This window comes from Nocardia carnea NBRC 14403 (assembly GCF_000308515.1).
In the GTDB taxonomy this organism is placed as follows: Bacteria; Actinomycetota; Actinomycetes; order Mycobacteriales; family Mycobacteriaceae; genus Nocardia; species Nocardia carnea.
Genome location: NZ_BAFV01000008.1, coordinates 23,595 through 41,864 on the forward strand (window position 1 = coordinate 23,595; position 18,270 = coordinate 41,864).

The following is an 18,270-nucleotide window of genomic DNA, read 5'->3' on the forward strand; positions in this document are numbered from 1 at the left end:
ACGCGCGCCGGCGAGATACTGCCGCCCATCGAGCCGACCGTGGACCCATCGGCCCGGACGGCGAGGCGAGCTCGAGCTCGGGGAGATCAGCCGATATAGCGCTGCAGGCGTGCCGAGAGCCGGGGCTCCAGCGGCCCATCGGCCACCACCCGCTCCTCCACATACGCCAGATCGCCGCCCTCGACGATCCCGTACAGCCGCTTGGCGCCACCCACCACCGCGCCGGTCTGGCTGCGGATCACCACATCGGTGGCAAGCTCCCAGGACGACTGGGTGAGCGCGGTGCCGTAGAAGAGCTCGACAATGCCCGTGCTGTGCGTGAGCAGCAGCTCCAGCACCTCGTCGTTCCCCTCGATCCCGACCCGCCAGAATCCGCTCTCTCGCAGGTCCGGGCCACCGTAGCTGCCGTCGGATTCGAGGAACCAGGACCGCGAATCCCAGCTCAGATAATCCCCACCGTCATGGGAGATCACGATCTGCTGCCCGAAGCGGTAATCGCCACGCTCGGAGTTGTTGCCCTCACCTTCACCCCGCCACACACCGACCATCGGCAACAGCGCCAGCATGGCCGGATTCAGATCCGGGCCGAGTCGCAGATTGGCCGTATCGTCGGGCAGCGGAAGATCGGGAAGAACCGGGATATTACGTCCGGCGGTCTCCTTGGCGCGTTCGGCCGCATCGGCCACCGCCCGGTCGCCACTCAGCGGTGACTGATCACCGGCCGACTGCCCGTTACCGTCACGGACGGACGGCTCGGCCGCCGGGTCGCCGTTGCTGGTATCGCTCGCTCGCTCGGCCGGATCGGGACCCTCGCTCGCGAGACCACTCATGATTCGGTGAACAGCCGGTAGAAGACGTACAGGCCGAACCATCCGATGAGGACCGATACGGCGATCAGCAGAATCTCGAAGAAGAGGACCACTGTGCCAGTTTATGCGCCGCCTTCGGCGGCGCGGGTTTCGGCCCCTGTGTTTATTTTGCGCCGCCTTCGGCGGCGCGGGGTTTTGGCCCCCCTTGGTAAGACTCGGCTGCGCCGCTGGTTACGTCGGGACCGACGCGAACCGACGAGCCGTGGCGGGGATCGCTGAACTTCGCACCGCTGTTGGTCTTCCGGGATTCGGTATCGACCGAATGGCTGCTCCTTTGCCGGGGGACCGGCCCTGCCGCGGTCTTCGGAAGGTCTGGGCAGGGGCGGCAAGGGGCGGCAAGGGGTCGCAATGGTGGCGGTGCATGTCCTGTTCGGTTCGGTGTCGGCCGCGGCTTACGAGGGCTCGTTTGTAGTCGGGGCCGGTGCGGGACGAACCCGTGATCGCCTTGCCGGACCGCTGCCTCTGGAAACCCGCACCGGGCGCCGAACAGCATCCCGCATCGGCCGCAGAGCGCGAAATGGCCCAGAACCGGCTCGTATGAGTCGGTCCTGGGCCGTTCCGTTCAGCTGCTACTTCGAGACGGTGACGTCCACGTTGTGGATGCCGGGGCCTTCGGGCTTCAGCTCGGAGGTGCCGTTACCCGCGGACGACAACGCCCGCAGGGTCCAGGCGCCGGGCGCCGCGAAGAAGCGGAAATCGCCGGTTCCGGAGGCGACGACCTCGGCGGTGAAATCACCGTTGCCGTCGAGCAGGCGCACGAAGGCGCCCGCTACGGGCTCGCCGTCGGTGCCGAGGACACGGCCGGTGATAACCGTTTCCTTCTCCACATCGACGCCGGCCGGAATGGCCTGACCTTGGGTGGGTGCTGCGCACATGGTGGTTACTCTCCCAACTCGATCGGTGCGCCGACCAGCGAACCGTATTCGGTCCAGCTGCCGTCGTAGTTCTTGACGTTCTGATGTCCGAGCAGCTCCTGCAGCACGAACCAGGTGTGCGAGGAACGCTCGCCGATACGGCAGTAGGCGATGGTTTCCTTGTCGCCGTCCAGCCCGGCCGCTTTGTAGAGCTCGGCGAGATCTTCGTCCGATTTGAAGGTGCCGTCTTCGTTCGCGGCCTTGCTCCACGGCACGTTGATCGCGCTCGGGATATGGCCGGGCCGCTGGCTCTGCTCCTGCGGCAGATGCGCGGGCGCCAGGATCTTGCCGGTGAACTCGTCGGGGGAGCGCACGTCGACCAGGTTCTTGGTGCCGATGGCGGCGATGACCTCGTCGCGGAACGCGCGGATCGAGTTGTCCGGTGCGGCGGCCTTGTACTGGGTGGCCGGCCGGGAAACCGCGTCACGGGAGAGCGGACGCCCGTCGAGCTCCCACTTCTTGCGGCCGCCGTCGAGCAGTTTGACGTTGTTGTGCCCGTACAGCTTGAAGTACCAGTACGCGTACGCGGCGAACCAGTTGTTGTTGCCACCGTAGAGCACGACCTCGTCGTCGTTGGCGATTCCGCGTTCCGAGAGCAGCGCGGAGAACTGCTCCTGGTTCACGAAGTCACGACGAACCTGATCCTGCAGGTCGGTCTTCCAATCGAGCCGGACGGCGCCCTCGATGTGCCCGCCCTCGTAGGCGGAGGTGTCCTCGTCGACCTCGACGAAGACGACGCCAGGGGTCTTGAGATTCTCTTCGGCCCAGTCGACGGAGACCAGGACATCGGAGCGAGCCATTTGTTTCCTTTCAGTGGTGAACAGCGATTCAGTTCGGTGCGGGGGATTCGGACAGGGAACGGGGGACCAGCTGGGTGACCAGCGGGTAGATCTTGCAGCCGAGGCAGATACCGAACGCGGCATTCAGGAATGCCGCGAACAGGGCGAACCCGGCGAAGAGCGCGCCGACCACGGAGGTGCCGAGCAGGAAACCCAGCAGGCTCACCGCAGCGAACACGAAACCGAGCAGCTGGGCGAACCGCAGTGGCGCGGCCGGCTCGGTTTCGGTGACCGGTCCCGAGCGTGGCGCGATGAGACGAGCGTAGATCAGGCCGTACGGATGCAGGCGCGGTCCGAGGGTCGCGCCCAGCGCGAAGACGACGGCCTGGATCGCGATCAGCACCGTGGCGGCCGGTGTGGCAACGGCGGCCAGCAGCAACACCACGACCAGGACGCCCGTGGTGATAAAGGCGACGAAGCGGGGACCACGGATATCGACCTGCCCGGAGGCTGTTCTCGGGCCGCTTGCCGAGGTGGTGATAGGGGACATGAACGAAACTCCTGCGCTCGAACTGTTCGGCGGAATTCGGCCGGTTCGCCGGGGGATGAATCACTCGCGCGGACGAACCGTGGTCGGCGTCAGGAAAAGAGCCGACCGCTCAGCGGCACAGGCAGCAACAACCACCGAGGCGGCACAGATCAACTGTGCGGCGACGGGTGAGCATCAGCTCGCGGTGGTTTTGCACAACGCGCAGTCTACCCAATCCCGCCGAGGATCCAATGGGTAGGGGGTATCCCCCTGGTCAGGCCCCCTTGCAGCGACCATCGGCAGCCCCGAGTCGCTCCCGAGCCGCCACCGAACTACAGCGCGGCCGTCAATGGGCTCAAAGCACTGCGCAGATCGCTCGTCTTGGGCACCCCGGAGATACGGAACCGTTCCCGCCCCTCGGCGTCGAACACGAAGGTGGTGGGCAGCGAGAGCACGTTCAATGCCCGGGCCAGCGCCGGATCCGCGTCGATATCGACTTCGATATCCCGCGGCGGCTGCGGGGAATCGGCCAGGTCCGCGGTGGCGTCGGCGACGACCCGGCGTACCGCGGCACACGGCCCGCACCAATCGGCCGAGAAATGCAGTACGGCCGGCCCCGCCCCGGTGACCCCGGCGGCCACCAGCAGTTCGTCGCGGGCGGCGGTATCGCGATCGAGGGTGGCCGGTGCGTTCCGTACCGCGCCTTCGCGGTGGCGCAGGTAGAGCCCCGCTGCCAGCCCTGCCAGCAGCATTACCACCAGAATGGTGATCTCGATCATGGTCGCCGCAATCTGTTCAGGTCGATCGTCACATCTTCACCCCGGCCCTCCACCACGATATGGCCACCCAGCGCGGTGACCTCGATGGGCCGGATCCCGAAAGGGAGTTCCTTGGTATCGATGGTACGGGTGAACATCGCCAGCACCGCCGGGATATCGGCTTCGTCGACCACGGGCTCCGACGGGACGGGGGAGAGTTCGTCGGAGTACAGGCCGGTGGCCACTATCCGCACCTGGTCGCCGTCGAGCAGCAGATCCGCCGCCACACTGACCCGTTCGCCGGTGAAACTCGCGCCCTGCTGGCCGCTGGGGGCCTTCGGTAGCGTCCCGGTCAGCACCAGGGCGCCGGCGGTGGTCATTCCCGACCCGCCCGAGCCGCCGGTTCCGTCGGATTTGTCCGCGGGCCGCGAATGCACTTCGAGATCGGGGATGCCGAACAACCGGCCGAGTTCGGTCGGAGCGACCCGCATCCGGACATCCACCTGATCCACCGGGAGGCTGCGTACCCGGCCGTCGACGAGGTCGCCGAACGGCAACCGCATTCCCAGCAGGGTGGCTTCGAGCGCGATCTCGCCGGGGATATCGGCGCGGACACTATCGGCGTTGATCTCGATATTGTCGTAGTGGCCGCCGAGCGCCTGGCGCAGGAACGGGAAGCCGTGGAAGGTGACTTCCGGGTCGGCACTGAGTTCGGCGCCGACCCGCAGCGACCGTGACACCCGGTATTCCGAATATGCGGCCGCGCCGAAATCGACGACCACTGCCAGGCCGGCCAGGCACAGCAGTCCGATGATCAGCTTCCGCATGTCATGCACCCTAATGGACGCCTTGCGGAGCGTGCCCGGGGTCCGTCTTCCGGAGGCGCTCTTGCGGCGCCGGACGCGCCGCCGTGATCCAGCGCGCTAATCTTGCAGCCATCACTTGTGGATAAGCAACGTGGCGACGGCGACGAAGCTGGCTTTCGCGTAGCTACGAGATGGGAGGAGTGCCGTGGAGCTGCTCCTGCTGACTGCCGATCCGGACCCTGATTCGGTTCTGCCTTCGCTGACGCTGCTCGCACACAATGTGCGGCCCGCGCCGACCGAGGTGGCCTCGTTGCTCGAGGCGGGTACCGCCGATATCGCGCTGGTGGATGCGCGGACCGATCTGGCCGCCGCGCGCGGTTTGTGCCGGCTGCTCGGCAGTACGGGATCGTCCGTTCCCGTCGTGGCCGTGCTCACCGAGGGCGGTCTGGTCGCGGTGAACGCCGATTGGGGTCTCGACGATATTCTGCTGCCCGGTACCGGTCCCGCCGAGCTCGATGCCCGGTTGCGGTTGCTGGTCGGCCGTACCGGTGGGGCGGCGAGCCCGGAGAACAGCGGCAAGATCACCCTGGGGGAGCTGGTGATCGACGAGGGCACCTACACCGCGCGTTTGCGTGGCCGCCCGCTCGACCTCACCTACAAGGAATTCGAGCTGTTGAAGTACCTCGCGCAGCATGCCGGGCGGGTATTCACCCGGGCGCAGCTGTTGCAGGAGGTGTGGGGGTACGACTTCTTCGGCGGTACCCGCACGGTGGATGTGCATGTGCGGCGGTTGCGGGCGAAGCTGGGCAGCGAATACGAATCGCTGATCGGTACGGTCCGCAATGTGGGTTACAAGGCTGTGCGGCCGGCTCGGTCGCAGAACAAGGGTGAGGCCGAATCCCGTGCCGGTAGTGGTGATCGCGAGGGTGCGGACGAGGATTCGATGGCCCCGGTGAACGGTACGGTCCAGTGAGCGTGGAAGCGGTGCCCGAGATCGAGTTGCGCTGGGTCGACGGTGCACTCGGCAACGGTGACGAGGTGAGCGCCGTGCTGGCCGCCGCCGCGGCGGCCGACGGTGTCGCCCCTGTTTCCGAACAGGGGCTGCTCGCGCTGCGCGGCGATTCGCCGGTCCGGCATCTACTCGCCCTGAGTGACGGTGTGGTGGCCGGTTACGCGGGTCTCACTCCGGCGCACGACGAACATCCCGCCATGGCGGAGGTCGCCGTGGCACCCGCGTACCGCGGCCGCGGGATCGGCCGGGAAGTGGTGGCCGCCGTGCTCGCGGCCGGCGGCAGCGGGGCCCGGGTGTGGGCGCACGGGAAACTCCCCGCGGCGGAGGCGGTCGCGGCCCGGCTGGGTCTGGTAGCGGCGCGCGAGCTGTGGCAGATGCGCCGGCCACTGGCAACTCCACAGCTACCGGAGGTGGAGATCCCGGCCGATATCGTGGTGCGTCACTACGCCGGCCCGGCCGATGACGCGGAACTGCTGCGGGTCAACAACGCTGCCTTCGCTTGGCACCCCGAGCAGGGCGGATGGTCCGCGTCCGAACTGGCGCAACGGCGCGCCGAATCCTGGTTCGACCCGGCGGGTCTGTTCCTGGCCTTCGCCGCCGACGATCCCGGCCGGTTGCTCGGTTTCCACTGGACCAAGGTGCATCACGAAGAGAACCCGCCGTCCGGTGAGGTCTATGTGGTGGGTATCGATCCCGCCGCGCAGGGTCGCGGGCTCGGCCGGTTGCTCACGCTGATCGGCCTGCACCATCTGCGGGACGCGGGCTTGGGTGAGGTGTTGTTGTACACCGAGGCGGACAACACCGCCGCCGTCCGGACCTACAGCCGTCTCGGTTTCGGCCCGGCGCATATCGATATCGCCTACGCGGCGCCCGACCGGAACACGTGATAACGACCGTGCGACGGCGTCCGAGAGTGTGCTGAGTAACAGCGCGGCAAATATCACACATATCGGGCGCTATCACTCCGCCGGTGTTCACTTTCCGTTCACTCGCCCTGGTCCGGTTGTCTACCGACGGGACCTAGGTTGATTCTGGGCGGTCGTAGGCCGCCTGGTGTGCAAGTTCCCTGCGAACGTCACGCCATGAGGCCCGTCCGGGCCGGTGAGGGACCGGGCGAGCAGGATGTATCCGGAGGACTGGAGTGAAGTTCAAGCGCAGCAGCGCCATCGTCGGCGTTCTCGCCGCCGCGATCCTGCCGTTGGCTGCCTGTGGCAGCGACGACAACACCGGCGCGACCGGTGTCGAAGCCAACGCCGACGTCCAGTGCGGTGGCACGGAAGCACTCAAGGCCAGCGGTTCGTCGGCGCAGAAGAACGCCGTCGAGCGTTTCACCGCCGCCTACGAAACCAACTGCGACGGCCAGACCCTCAACTACACCTCGAGCGGCTCGGGCGCGGGCGTGAAGGAATTCCTCGGGGGCCAGACCGATTTCGCCGGCTCCGACTCGCCGCTGAGCGAATCCAAGGGCGAGGTGGCGAAGGCCGCCGAGCGCTGCGCATCACCGGCGTGGAACCTGCCGACGGTGTTCGGTCCGATCGCCATCACCTACAACGTCGCGGGTGTCGCCGATCTGGCGCTCGACGGCCCCACCATGGCCAAGGTCTTCAACGGCACCATCAAGACCTGGGACGCACCGGAGATCAAGGCGCTCAACCCGGACGTGCAGCTGCCCGCCCAGCCGATCAAGGTCATCTACCGGTCGGACGAGTCCGGCACCACCGACAACTTCCAGCTCTACCTCGATGCGGCCTCCGAAGGCGCCTGGGGCAAGGAAGCGGGCAAGGTCTTCAACGGCGGCGTCGGTGAAGGTGCCAAGGGCAACGAGGGCACCTCGGCCGCGGTGAAATCGACTCCGAACTCGATCTCCTACAACGAGTGGTCCTTTGCCAAGGCGCAGAACCTGTCCCAGGTGCGGGTCATCACCTCGGCCGGGCCGGAGCCCGTCGAACTGACCTCGGAAACCGCGGGCAGGGCGATCGACGGCGTGAAGATCAAGGGTGAGGGCAACGATCTGGTGCTCGACACCTCGTCGTTCTACAAGCCCACCGAGGCCGGTTCGTACCCGATCATCCTGCCGACCTACGAGATCGTCTGCTCCAAGTACGCCGACGGTGAGGTCGCCGCCGCGGTCAAGGGGTTCCTGACCTCGGCCGTCACCAACGGTCAGGAAGGCCTGGAGGACAACGGCTATGTACCGATCCCGGAGCAGTTCAAAACCAAGCTGACCACGGCGATCAACGCCATCTCCTGATAGTGCGAATATGACAGTCAACCCAGAGGTAGCCTCCGCGGGCTCGTCCACCGGGGCGAGCCTGCGTAAGGCCGGAGACACCGCATCCATGTCGAGCGAACCGAACAAACCGCCGCTGCGCCCGCTGGGCGGCGGGCACGGCCGACGGCCCGAACTGATCTTCAAATCGCTGGCCGTAGCCGCCGCCGCGATCATCGTGGGCTCGATCGCGCTGATCGCGTTGTTCCTGCTCATCCGCGCGGTGCCTTCGCTCGGGGCTGACCAGGTGAACTTCTTCACCAGCACGGAGTTCAGCACCGGTGACGCGGACAATCTCCGCTTCGGTATCCGTGACCTGTTCATGGTGACGGTGCTGAGCTCCGCCTTCGCACTCATCATCGCGGTGCCGATCGGGGTCGGTATCGCACTGTTCCTCACTCGCTACGCACCGAAACAGCTGGCCCGTCCGTTCTCGATGCTGACCGATCTGCTGGCCGCTGTGCCCTCGATCGTGTACGGCCTGTGGGGTCTGCTGGTGCTGGCGCCCTACCTGAAACCGGTCCAGCATTTCCTCAACGACAACCTGGGCTGGTTCTTCCTGTTCGCCGACGGCAATGTCTCCATCGCCGGCGGCGGCACGATCTTCACCGCCGGAATCGTCCTGGCCGTGATGATCCTGCCGATCATTACCTCGGTCGCCCGGGAAGTGTTCGCGCTGACCCCGGCCGCGCATATCGAGGCGGCACAGGCGCTCGGCGCCACCAAATGGGAAGTCGTGCGGATGACCGTGCTGCCCTACGGGCGCAGTGGTGTGATCGCCGGCTCCATGCTCGGTCTGGGCCGGGCCCTGGGCGAGACGATCGCCGTGCTACTCATCCTGAAAACATCGGCGGACGCGGGCGGCTGGTCGCTGTTCGACGGCGGTTTCACCTTCGCATCCAAGATCGCATCGGCCGCTGCCGAGTTCAGCGCGCCGCTACCGACCGGCGCCTATATCGCGGCGGGCTTCGTGCTCTTCGTACTGACGTTCGTGGTCAACGCGCTGGCCCGGTTCGTGGCCGGCGGAAAGGTGAACGGCTGATGGCCACCATGACCAAATTCGATCAGCCGATCAAGGCGCCGACTTTCCGCGATGTGAGCACCGCGCGGAAAATCAAGAACAATGTCGCCACCGGGCTGTTCACCCTGTGCTTCGTCATCGCACTCATCCCGCTCATCTGGGTGCTGGGCATGGTGGTCGCCAACGGTTTCGAGGCGATCCTTTCGCTGGACTGGTGGCAGAACTCGCAGAAGGGCGTCCTGCCCGACCAGACCGGTGGCGGTGTCTACCACGCCATCTACGGCACCATCGTCCAAACAGCGGTGGCGGCCGTGATCGCGGTACCGCTGGGCATCATGGCCGCGATCTACCTGATCGAATACGGCACCGGCCGTTTCGCCAAGGTGACCACCTTCATGGTCGATATCCTGGCCGGTATCCCCTCGATCGTCGCCGCGCTGTTCGTCTTCGCCCTGTGGATCGCGACCCTGGGCTTCCCACAGAGCTCCTTCGCGGTCGCACTGGCCCTGGTGTTGCTGATGCTGCCGGTGGTGGTGCGCAACACCGAGGAAATGCTCAAACTCGTCCCCGACGAACTGCGCGAAGCCTCCTACGCGCTCGGTATCCCGAAATGGAAGACGATCGTCAAGGTCGTCATCCCGACCGCCCTGCCGGGCATGATATCCGGCATCCTGCTCGCGCTTGCCCGCGTCATGGGCGAGACCGCGCCGGTGCTGGTGCTGGTCGGCTACAGCAAGTCGATCAATATGAATGTCTTCGACGGCAATATGGCCTCGCTGCCCCTGATGATCTACCAGGAACTGGCGAACGCCGAAGACGCGGGCCGCCAGCGCGTATGGGGTGCAGCGCTCACGCTCATCCTGCTGATCGCACTGCTCTACCTGGCGGCCGCGGGTGTCAACAAGTTCCTGATGCGGAACCGATAAGGCGGAAACGGAAAATAGATGGCCAAGCGCATCGATATCAAAGACCTGAACATCTACTACGGCAAATTCCATGCCGTAGCGGATGTCTCGCTGAACGTCTTGCCGCGCAGCGTGACCGCTTTCATCGGCCCCTCCGGTTGCGGTAAATCCACCGTGCTGCGGTCGCTGAACCGGATGCACGAGGTGACCCCGAACGCCAGCGTCTCGGGCGCCGTCATGCTCGACGGTGAGGACATCTACGGCTCCCAAGTGGACCCGGTGGGCGTGCGCCGCACCATCGGTATGGTGTTCCAGCGCCCGAACCCGTTCCCCACCATGTCCATTCGCGACAATGTGGTGGCCGGCCTGAAACTGCAGGGCATGCGCAACAAGTCCGAACTGGACGAGGTCGCGGAACGTTCGCTGCGCGGCGCGAACCTGTGGAACGAGGTCAAGGACCGGCTCGACAAGCCGGGCGGTGGGTTGTCCGGCGGTCAGCAGCAGCGTCTGTGCATCGCCCGCGCGATCGCGGTCTCCCCGGACGTGCTGCTGATGGACGAACCCTGTTCGGCGCTGGACCCGATCTCGACGCTGGCGATCGAAGACCTGATCACCGAACTGAAGAAGGAATACACGATCGTCATCGTCACCCACAACATGCAGCAGGCAGCGCGGGTGAGCGATAAGACCGGATTCTTCAACCTGGAAGCCCAGGGGAAACCGGGCCGGCTGGTCGAGATCGACGACACCGAGAAGATCTTCTCCAACCCCGGCGAAAAGGCCACCGAAGACTACATCTCCGGCCGTTTCGGCTGAGAAATTGGCCCCGACTCCGTCGGCGCGGGGGTTTTGGCGCCCTTTGGTCCCCAGTTCACCGCGCGATATTCGCGTCTGTGGTGCATTGTTTCGCTGACTGAACGCAGGGACGGGCCAAAACCTACATTGTGCCTCGAAAGCTTGACGCCCACCGCTGCGCGAAAGGACTGGGGCAGGTCGAAAGCCCAGATCGGGGCGTTGCTGAACCTGGCGTTGCCGTTGTGCGCGTTATCGGGGCTGGTCACATCCCGCATGCTCGGCATCGTCCTCGACGAGATCGGGCGCCGATCCAATCGCCATCAGCGTCGAGGTGGCAGCTCTCCACTGCGCAGCCAAAGCGGATTGCCTCGACCCACTTCGAGTGCGGGAGTGGGACGGGTCTTATGTCGAAGGTGTAGCCGATCACGAGGCTGAAACACCAGCCGGTTTCCACTCTCGCTGACTCGTCGTCGAACCGGCCGGCCCAGAACGGCTGGCCTGATCGCCGGGCTATCCGCGCGCGGAAGATACGACCAACTCTCAAACAGGTAGGTTTCGGCATCGAATCCCACTGCGAGATTGCGCAACCCGGTGACGAGCTCGTTTGGACGCGCCACAGCACTAACCAGGTTCAGCACACCTTCGGTTTATGGTATGAGATGCATCACCGATACTGCCTTTGGCGTAGTGTCCGGTCACCCTGGACGGGGCGCACGGTCACTCAAGGTTGTGGGCCGAGACGGGCCGGGCAGGCTCGGTCAACATCACACTGCGGCCATGCGACCAGGGACACAGCGCCCTGACCTATGACGTCGTCCACGCACGGGGAGCTACCGAACAGTCATTAGCCTCTGTCGCTGGGGCGGGCTGAACTCGCTGTCCATGCCATCGTTCTTCGATGACAGCAGGGCAGTGAAACCGTCACATGCCCCTATATTATTTCGGAAGTCGGGGAACCGGTCGTCGGCTGGGGCGTCAAACCCTGTAAGAGAACGAGATTCGGGTCTGCGAGGGCGCGGGTTCAAGGGGTTCGCCGGGTCGGGGAAGTGTGGCGATACAGGGTGTTGCCGGACAGGGAGGATCTGGGATGTTGATGGACGTGGCGGCGGTGCAGGGCATCGCTGGTGATTTGCGGGGGTCGGCGAACACTGTGAACGATGCTGCGCTGCGTGTCGCCGATGCGTCGCGCGGGTTCGATACCGCTGGCGCCGGGCGGGGATACCAGTCGGTGGGCGAACGCGTGGGGCGTGGTTTGGATGACCTGCGCCGGTCATTGTTCGCCTGGGCCAATTGCGTGCAGGATTGTGGTTCGGCGTTGCAAGCCAGCGCGGACAGCTGTGCCGGTGTCGATCAGTCGACTGCGGTCAATCTCGGTGCGGTGGCGGGAGGGTTCGAATGAGAACCGCCGACACCGACAGCGTCGACGCCATTCTGGATGTCGGCGCTGCAGGGCTACGTTTCTTCGAGGTCTTCGTCCCGCGGTACCGGGAATGGACTGGCCACACCCCTACGGGTGGCGACTATTTCGCATTGGCCGCTCAATACGACCAGCAGCGAGGTATGGATCTGGAGTCTCTGCGGAACCTTGCTACCGTGCTGGGGGAGGAACTCGACGGCCGCCTCGGCGACCAGGCCGCAACCCAACCCACCCGATTCGGTGAGGTTTCCGCGTATTGGAACGGGTCGCCCGCCGCCGATGATGCCCGGCAGTTCTTCACCGCAACCGGTGCCACGATCACTTCGAACATCGATCTCTTGCGCACCGTGCATTCGGCCGCGACCACGGCGGTCAACCAGATCGACAGCGCCGTCCGTACCAAGGCGGACACGATCAAGAACGAGTTCGTCCCCGATACCGCGGCGGGTAAGTCGCCACAGCAGATTGACTGGTTCATCGACCTTGCCCAAGGGCGGGGCGACACCAGTCAGTCGGTACAGGATCGATTACGCAGCGAACTGCCCGGCTATGTCGAAGGCTCCGACCCGGTTGCGGGGTGCCGGACCTGGCTCGACAAGGACTTCGTCCCCGAGATCGACGCCATGGTCGCTCGGTTCACGACTGTGTGCTCCCAAGCGCACACCGCCGTGACCGGCGCCTACGAGCAATTGGTCACCGCGGTCGAGGGGATCGATCCCTCAACGTTTCTCTCACCGGGCGGTACCCCAGCGGCGGACAGCGAACTCACTTCCACCCCCGGGCAACCGGTGTTTCTCGCTGCGGTCGGGGCCCCTCTGGCATCCACCCATCCCGGCGGTGAAACCGAACAACAGGACCCGGGCCAACCCGTGGCTGGTGTTCCGCAGGCACCGGCAAGTCAAGGCACCCCGCCTGGTTTGGCGCTGACCAGCACACCGGCCGGCGTCGAGATCAGCGAATCCGCCGACCTCGGCACCGAATCCAATTCCGGGGTCCCAGCCGGTGCCGGCACCCCGTCCAATTCCGATGATTCTTCCGCCATGGGAAACGCACCCGGGCCGAACCCTGGCTCGACGGCCGGTGGCGAGTCCAGCCCGCCTCCGGGCAACTCTTCCAGCCTGCTACCTGCGGAAACTGGAACGCCGGGTGAATGGACACCTGCGGATATCGTCGGGATGGTGAACGCGGTCGGCACCATCACCGGCAACATCCCCAACATGATCACCGCGGTCAGCACTCTGGCCGGAAACCTCGACGAAATCATCAACGCCGCCGGCGACGCCACCGCGAAAATCATCGATGCCGCCGACAACCAACCTGCAACACCCCCTGCCTCAGCCCAACCAGAAACCCCTGTAGAAACCGGCGCAGTCGGCAACGACAGTCAAGAAGAACAGCTCGCGGTCAACTTAGCCGAGGACGCAGCTGACGAGGGAACCGCAGAGACACCCGAAGAAGAACAACCGGTCGAATCGCGGCCGGGCACTACCGGCGACGACCAAGGACAAGGCCCGCGGTCGGGCGAACCCGCCCCCGCCCTCGGGACCGGTCCCGCCCTGGCCGCCTCGGTCTCCAGCCTCCGCGGCCTGCAAGCCACACCCCCGGCACCCCAGGCCACCGTCCAAGTCCCACCATCAGCACGGTAAACACACCAGAGCCGGGAAGTAGTCTGTCTCTCTGAAGCACAAGACGGCAAAGAGTGAACAGCTCGGCACCATCCTCTCCGCGGGTCGACCGGACCTCCTCCGGAAGACCCCGGCGCTGCGGAGTGCTACTCCCAGGCATCGGGAACTGTGATGCAGCTGCCCACAGGTCAAAACACGGATTGGGAACACACTATGAACCTCTCCGCACGATCATCGCTTCAAGCACGAAATGTGCCGACAGACTGGCTGGTTGCGTAGACGTTGTAGTCGGTCTTGTTGCGAAGGGTGAAAGATCACAGAGGACTATATCTTCGGCCGTTTCGGCTGAGCCACCGGTGGCGCTGAAGACGGGAAGCCCGCGGGAACGATTCTCGCACGCTTCCCCGTCCGCGTCGTACGGGCCGGAATCTCTCGTATCGCACCGAACCCGCAGCTGCCGCCGCACTACCCGCCTCGCGTGAGTCGAGACGAGTTATTGTTTCTTCCAACATGATTCGATATCCTGTTTGAGGCGGGGGGAATGACACGACCTCTGCGAAATCTATTCGAGGAAAGAGGTTTCGTGATGGCAGTACGATTGCTCACCAGTGGATTGCTCGGTGTGGCCACGATCCTGGCCGCGACGCTGCTGGCCCCGCAGGCTGCGGCTGCGCCGACAGACCCTTGCAATGAGCATACCGTTGGCAGCACTCGCCACGAGGGTCCGACGAAGTGGCTGTGCTACTCACATGGCCAGGGTCGGTACGAGTGGATCGTGGTCAAGTAGCGATACCGGCTCCGGTCGAAATCTACGCTGTCGACGACCGGTAATTCGTCGGCAGGTAACCCAACTTCGAGGATCTGCCCCCGCCCGATCTCGCGGGGTTTCAGCGATCTCCGCGACACCCATAAACTCTGGGTGTTGCGGAGATCGTGGTGTCTGCGCCGGGCGGCTACGGCTCCTGCATCTACCTAGCCGGGGACGACCATCCCGACAATGAAGGAAACGGCATGTACGGCGCTCTCCGCCGATGAGGTACTACTGCGCGCTGACGCCGGATAGTAGATGGATCACCGCCCGCTCGTTGCTGCAAGCGGGCCCGCAGAAGGTAGGCTGTTGCCCGAGGAACTCCTCGGGCAACAGTCCATAGTTCGTGGGCAGGTCTGGCTCAGCTCTCGCTGTCGGTGTCCGGGGGTAGTTCACCCGTCACCAGGAAGATGACCCGGCGGCCGATCTCCACCGCGTGATCTGCGAACCGCTCGTAGTAGCGGCCGAGCAGGGTGACATCGACAGCGGGCGCCACCCCGTACTTCCATTCCCTGTCCATCAACAGGGTGAACAGGTGGCGATGCAGATCGTCCATCGCCTCGTCGTCCTGGTTGAGCTGCGCAGCGCGTTCGGGATCGCGGGATTCCAGCACTTCCTTGGCGCCCTGGCCCATACTGACCGCGATCCGGCCCATTTCGGCGAAGTAGCCGTTCACTGCCTCGGGCAGGGCATGGTTGGGATGCCGGCGGCGGGCCACCTTGGCCACATGCAGGGCGAGCGTACCCATCCGGTTGACGTCGTTGACGATCTGGATCGCACTGACCACCTGCCGGAGATCGCCGGCGACCGGGGCCTGTGTGGCCAGCAGCGCGAAGGACTTCTCCTCCGCGTCGGCGATCATCTCGGCGATCCGATCCCCCTCGCTGATGACCTGCTCGGCCAGCGGCAGGTCGGCCTGGAGCAGAGCCTGCGTGGCGCGATCCATGGCCGAACCGGCAAGCCCGGCCATCTCGCCCAGCAGGTGGGCGAGATCGGCCATTCGCTCGTTGTAGATGACACGCATGAAACGAAGACTAGTTCGCCCCGCTGTCTACGTCACCAACAAGGCGTGAACAACCGGGTAGGCGGGCTGTGCTGGGAGTCCGTATACAGACGCAGGTTGTCGCTGGAGCGGCCAGAGGCAAGATGCACGCCACGTCGCCGGTAGCCGCGGAAGCAGCCACCATCGGTCCACTCCGCCGAGGACCGGGTGGTCGCATCGCTGTCTTGGTTGGCCCAGACGGTCAAGAGCCGACTGGGGCGAAAGCAGTTGCGGGGGTGTGGGTCTGCTGGCTACTCTTCTGCACGGGGCTGGATCAACTTTACAGGGGGGTAGCAACGTATCTATCGGTCTAACGTACTTCGACCGCGTTCTCGCGTCGTCGTCTCAGCCGCATTGACGGCTCAATACGGTGGTTCGGCATTGCATCGGAGGCTCTGCCGAATCGTTCGATCCAGTGGAGGAAAAATGAATCTTGCAATGCGTTCGGCAATTTTCGCCGGACTGATCGGCGCCGCGCTTTCCGGTGCGTCCGGTATGGCTGCGGCAAGTGAAGCGCCGGCACTTCCCAAGACTTTCCCCAATGGGACGCAATGCGGGCAGGCCCTCGAACAATTGGAAGTAAAAGAGAACGTGCGCGGTGTATATGGATGTTTCCCGCACAACGGCAATCCGAACGGGCCCACCACTTTGCGCCGCAGGTGATGACGCGGCTGTCCCCCGTAGAGCTGGGATAGTGGCAGGCGGTGACGGCTGCCTCTGATGTAGCTCTCACCGCCCCGCCAAACTCGGGGTAAAGGTTGTTGTGGGTACCCGACGGTCCGCCGGGTACCCACAACACACGTATGGTCACGGTCGCTTCGTATGCGGATCCGGTCTCCGGATGTCGAAGGAACTCTATGCGCACATGTCGTCTGCGGCGTTGACATGTTCCAGGTCGGCCGGCAGTTCGACCGGTGCGGAACTGGCCGGAGGGACATTGGTGATCGGGTTGCCTACGAGCGTCGGCTCGTTTACAACCTGTTGATAGTCCTCGCCCAACACCAGTTCGACGATACTATCCAGCGATTCATCCAGTTCCATGCTGGCTCCGGGGACAGCGCTCGCCACCGTCGCCGCTTCGGCTTCGTGTCCTGGGGAATATCGAACTTTGGTTTCGGTGGAGGTGCCCTCCGTGTAGTTGGCGGCATTGTAGATATTGAAGCCGACATTTGCCAATTGACTAGCCGTGGTTCTGGCCAGACCTGTGATACTTGAACCGTTGGAAACAAGCAGGGACAACGTGCTGGGGTCTACTGCGGTGAGTGCGGGCGGGACCGGGGCTTCCGAGGTCGGTGGTGGCGCGGGTGCGGTCTTCTCACCGGGCAGCGGCTGATCGTCGCGGATTGCCTGGAAGATCGCTTGGATATCGGAGGTACGGGGGATCTCGTTGCCGTAGGACGTGGTGCCCGCGGTGGGCACGGTCAGGAAGGTGACTGCCCCGGATTCCAGATCCTGCAGCGATTTGCCCAGCATCAGCAGATCGTTGGGTTCGACCTGGTCGACGAAGGTCGCCTGGGAGAAGGCCTGGACGAATCCGTTCAACCTGCCGGGATCCAACAGCATCCTGCTCGACAGCGCGCCGCGCAGCAGTGAAGCGAGGAATTTCTGCTGCCGGTTGATCCGGTCGTAGTCGCTGCGCTCTTCGCCGTAGACGTGCCGGGCCCGGACATAGTTGAGCGCGGTCTTCCCATCGATCTTGTGGCGCCCCGCCTCCGGGATGATCGTGCCGAGCATGCCGTCTTCGAGCGGTTTGCTCGCACACACCTCGACGCCGCCGACTTTGTCCACCATCTGTTCGAAGCCGGCGAAGTCGATGCCGATGAAATGGTTGATCGTACTGCCCGTCAATCGCTGGATAGTGGCCAGCAGGCAGCGGGGGCCACCCCGCGCGTATACGGCGTTGAGCTTGTCGTTCATCGCTGAGGGGAACACCTCATCGGTGTAGCCGGGCTTCGCGTTGTCCCAGCCTTTGCATTCGGGACGGGTGACGTCCAGGTCGCGGGGGAAGGACACGATCACCACACGCTGCCGGTTCTTCGGGATATGCACCAGCATCGTGGTGTCGGCGCGCGCGCCCTCGGCATCCTCCACGGTGCCGGCACCGACCTCGGCGTTGTCCCCGGCGCGGGTATCGGTGCCGACGACCAGATAGTTCTCGTCACCGAGCTGAGCCTGCGCATCGATCACATCGTCTTCGTTCTCGGCCAGAGCCGAGACCTGGGTGAAGCTGTTGCCGGTGGCGCGCAGATAGCTCCAGCCGCCACCGGTGATCAGCAGTGCCAGTACGGAAAGGAACGCGACGCCGCCGCGGGCTGCCAGGCGTAGCCGTTTCTCGCGCCGCGACCGGGGCGCCGACCGTGACTTCGGCTTACCGACCGTTTCGGGTTCGGCCGTTCCCGAGGTGGGCCAGCCACCGGTATCGGTACGCCCGCCGGTGCGTGTTCCGCCCTCCTCGTCGAGGGGCGGCAATATGTCGGTGGCGTTCTCGTCGACCGCGGCCGCGGTGGCTTTACCGCGTCGGCCGAGTGTGCTGCGTGATTGCCGGGAGCGTTTCGGGGCTGCGCCCCTATCGGGCTTCGGGGCGCCACGCTCGGGGCCCGGTTGCTGGGACAGCGTGGTTGCGGGGTCGGGCTCCGCGGCCGGCGCGGGAGCCCGGCCGTTCGGCGGCCGGTTGCGGGCAGCGTCCCGGCCCGGTTCGGGCGGCGGCGGAGGTACGGCTGC

17 protein-coding genes are annotated in these 18,270 nt (G+C 65.1%); 9 read left to right on the plus strand and 8 right to left on the minus strand.

What is annotated here, in order from left to right; all coding sequences use genetic code 11:
- Positions 1-86 precede the first annotated feature (86 nt).
- The 6 genes from ON22_RS02735 to ON22_RS02765 form a co-directional block, all read right to left on the minus strand.
- Positions 87-830 (minus strand): heme-binding beta-barrel domain-containing protein, encoded by a 744-nt coding sequence (locus tag ON22_RS02735; protein WP_033244098.1) that lies wholly within the window; start codon positions 828-830, stop codon positions 87-89.
- Positions 831-1,438: 608 nt separating this feature from the next.
- The gene (locus ON22_RS02745) at positions 1,439-1,744 is read right to left on the minus strand and encodes a DUF1416 domain-containing protein (RefSeq protein ID WP_033244100.1); all 306 of its coding nucleotides are present in this window, start codon (positions 1,742-1,744) and stop codon (positions 1,439-1,441) included.
- A 5-nt stretch (positions 1,745-1,749) separates the two neighbouring features.
- A complete protein-coding gene (locus ON22_RS02750) occupies positions 1,750-2,583 on the minus strand; it encodes a sulfurtransferase (RefSeq protein WP_033244101.1) in 834 nt (277 codons plus the stop codon).
- A gap of 28 nt (positions 2,584-2,611) precedes the next feature.
- Positions 2,612-3,112: a DUF4395 domain-containing protein gene (locus ON22_RS02755; protein ID WP_033244102.1), complete on the minus strand. Its 501-nt coding sequence runs from the start codon at positions 3,110-3,112 to the stop codon at positions 2,612-2,614.
- 311 nt (positions 3,113-3,423) lie between these two features.
- Entirely contained in the window at positions 3,424-3,870 is a 447-nt protein-coding gene (locus ON22_RS02760; protein WP_033244103.1) for a thioredoxin family protein, read from the minus strand.
- A complete protein-coding gene (locus tag ON22_RS02765; RefSeq protein ID WP_033244104.1) occupies positions 3,867-4,676 on the minus strand; it encodes an LmeA family phospholipid-binding protein in 810 nt (269 codons plus the stop codon). Before ON22_RS02765 ends, ON22_RS02760 begins: the two co-directional genes overlap by 4 nt.
- A gap of 184 nt (positions 4,677-4,860) precedes the next feature.
- On the opposite strand from ON22_RS02765, the gene ON22_RS02770 reads away from it, so the two are divergent.
- The 8 genes from ON22_RS02770 to ON22_RS02805 all read left to right on the plus strand — a co-directional run bounded on the left by ON22_RS02770 (position 4,861) and on the right by ON22_RS02805 (position 13,720).
- Positions 4,861-5,628, plus strand: coding sequence for a winged helix-turn-helix transcriptional regulator (locus tag ON22_RS02770; protein ID WP_033244105.1), 768 nt, complete (start codon positions 4,861-4,863; stop codon positions 5,626-5,628).
- A 26-nt stretch (positions 5,629-5,654) separates the two neighbouring features.
- The gene (gene mshD, locus ON22_RS02775; RefSeq protein WP_051157093.1) at positions 5,655-6,554 is read left to right on the plus strand and encodes a mycothiol synthase; all 900 of its coding nucleotides are present in this window, start codon (positions 5,655-5,657) and stop codon (positions 6,552-6,554) included.
- Between the two features lie 254 nt (positions 6,555-6,808).
- Entirely contained in the window at positions 6,809-7,918 is a 1,110-nt protein-coding gene (gene pstS, locus ON22_RS02780; protein ID WP_033244106.1) for a phosphate ABC transporter substrate-binding protein PstS, read from the plus strand.
- An 88-nt stretch (positions 7,919-8,006) separates the two neighbouring features.
- On the plus strand, positions 8,007-8,978 hold the full coding sequence (gene pstC, locus ON22_RS02785; RefSeq protein ID WP_033244107.1) for a phosphate ABC transporter permease subunit PstC: 972 nt from the start codon (positions 8,007-8,009) through the stop codon (positions 8,976-8,978).
- Positions 8,978-9,883, plus strand: a complete 906-nt coding sequence (gene pstA, locus ON22_RS02790) for a phosphate ABC transporter permease PstA (RefSeq protein ID WP_174375542.1) — start codon at positions 8,978-8,980, stop codon at positions 9,881-9,883. Before pstC ends, pstA begins: the two co-directional genes overlap by 1 nt.
- A gap of 18 nt (positions 9,884-9,901) precedes the next feature.
- Positions 9,902-10,678: a phosphate ABC transporter ATP-binding protein PstB gene (pstB, locus tag ON22_RS02795; RefSeq protein ID WP_033244108.1), complete on the plus strand. Its 777-nt coding sequence runs from the start codon at positions 9,902-9,904 to the stop codon at positions 10,676-10,678.
- 1,066 nt (positions 10,679-11,744) lie between these two features.
- The gene (locus ON22_RS02800) at positions 11,745-12,056 is read left to right on the plus strand and encodes a hypothetical protein (protein ID WP_033244109.1); all 312 of its coding nucleotides are present in this window, start codon (positions 11,745-11,747) and stop codon (positions 12,054-12,056) included.
- Positions 12,053-13,720, plus strand: coding sequence for a hypothetical protein (locus tag ON22_RS02805; RefSeq protein ID WP_033244110.1), 1,668 nt, complete (start codon positions 12,053-12,055; stop codon positions 13,718-13,720). Before ON22_RS02800 ends, ON22_RS02805 begins: the two co-directional genes overlap by 4 nt.
- A 1,148-nt stretch (positions 13,721-14,868) precedes the next feature.
- Here ON22_RS02805 and phoU read toward each other — a convergent pair.
- A complete protein-coding gene (gene phoU, locus ON22_RS02810; RefSeq protein ID WP_033244111.1) occupies positions 14,869-15,531 on the minus strand; it encodes a phosphate signaling complex protein PhoU in 663 nt (220 codons plus the stop codon).
- A gap of 444 nt (positions 15,532-15,975) precedes the next feature.
- Between phoU and ON22_RS36485 the strand changes: the two genes are divergently transcribed.
- Entirely contained in the window at positions 15,976-16,212 is a 237-nt protein-coding gene (locus ON22_RS36485) for a hypothetical protein (protein WP_156052288.1), read from the plus strand.
- Between the two features lie 192 nt (positions 16,213-16,404).
- Here the strand turns inward: ON22_RS36485 and ON22_RS02815 are convergent.
- Positions 16,405-18,270 (minus strand): LCP family protein (locus tag ON22_RS02815; protein WP_051157092.1); only part of this gene is annotated, 1,866 nt, incomplete at its 5' end.

Coding starts and splice junctions, on each gene's coding strand:
- ON22_RS02735 (WP_033244098.1), bottom strand. CDS start 830: ATGAGTGGTCTCGCGAGCGAGGGTCCCGATCCGGCCGAGCGAGCGAGC.
- ON22_RS02745 (WP_033244100.1), bottom strand. CDS start 1,744: ATGTGCGCAGCACCCACCCAAGGTCAGGCCATTCCGGCCGGCGTCGAT.
- ON22_RS02750 (WP_033244101.1), bottom strand. CDS start 2,583: ATGGCTCGCTCCGATGTCCTGGTCTCCGTCGACTGGGCCGAAGAGAAT.
- ON22_RS02755 (WP_033244102.1), bottom strand. CDS start 3,112: ATGTCCCCTATCACCACCTCGGCAAGCGGCCCGAGAACAGCCTCCGGG.
- ON22_RS02760 (WP_033244103.1), bottom strand. CDS start 3,870: ATGATCGAGATCACCATTCTGGTGGTAATGCTGCTGGCAGGGCTGGCA.
- ON22_RS02765 (WP_033244104.1), bottom strand. CDS start 4,676: ATGCGGAAGCTGATCATCGGACTGCTGTGCCTGGCCGGCCTGGCAGTG.
- pstC (WP_033244107.1), top strand. CDS start 8,007: ATGTCGAGCGAACCGAACAAACCGCCGCTGCGCCCGCTGGGCGGCGGG.
- pstA (WP_174375542.1), top strand. CDS start 8,978: ATGGCCACCATGACCAAATTCGATCAGCCGATCAAGGCGCCGACTTTC.
- pstB (WP_033244108.1), top strand. CDS start 9,902: ATGGCCAAGCGCATCGATATCAAAGACCTGAACATCTACTACGGCAAA.
- ON22_RS02800 (WP_033244109.1), top strand. CDS start 11,745: ATGTTGATGGACGTGGCGGCGGTGCAGGGCATCGCTGGTGATTTGCGG.
- ON22_RS02805 (WP_033244110.1), top strand. CDS start 12,053: ATGAGAACCGCCGACACCGACAGCGTCGACGCCATTCTGGATGTCGGC.
- phoU (WP_033244111.1), bottom strand. CDS start 15,531: ATGCGTGTCATCTACAACGAGCGAATGGCCGATCTCGCCCACCTGCTG.
- ON22_RS36485 (WP_156052288.1), top strand. CDS start 15,976: ATGAATCTTGCAATGCGTTCGGCAATTTTCGCCGGACTGATCGGCGCC.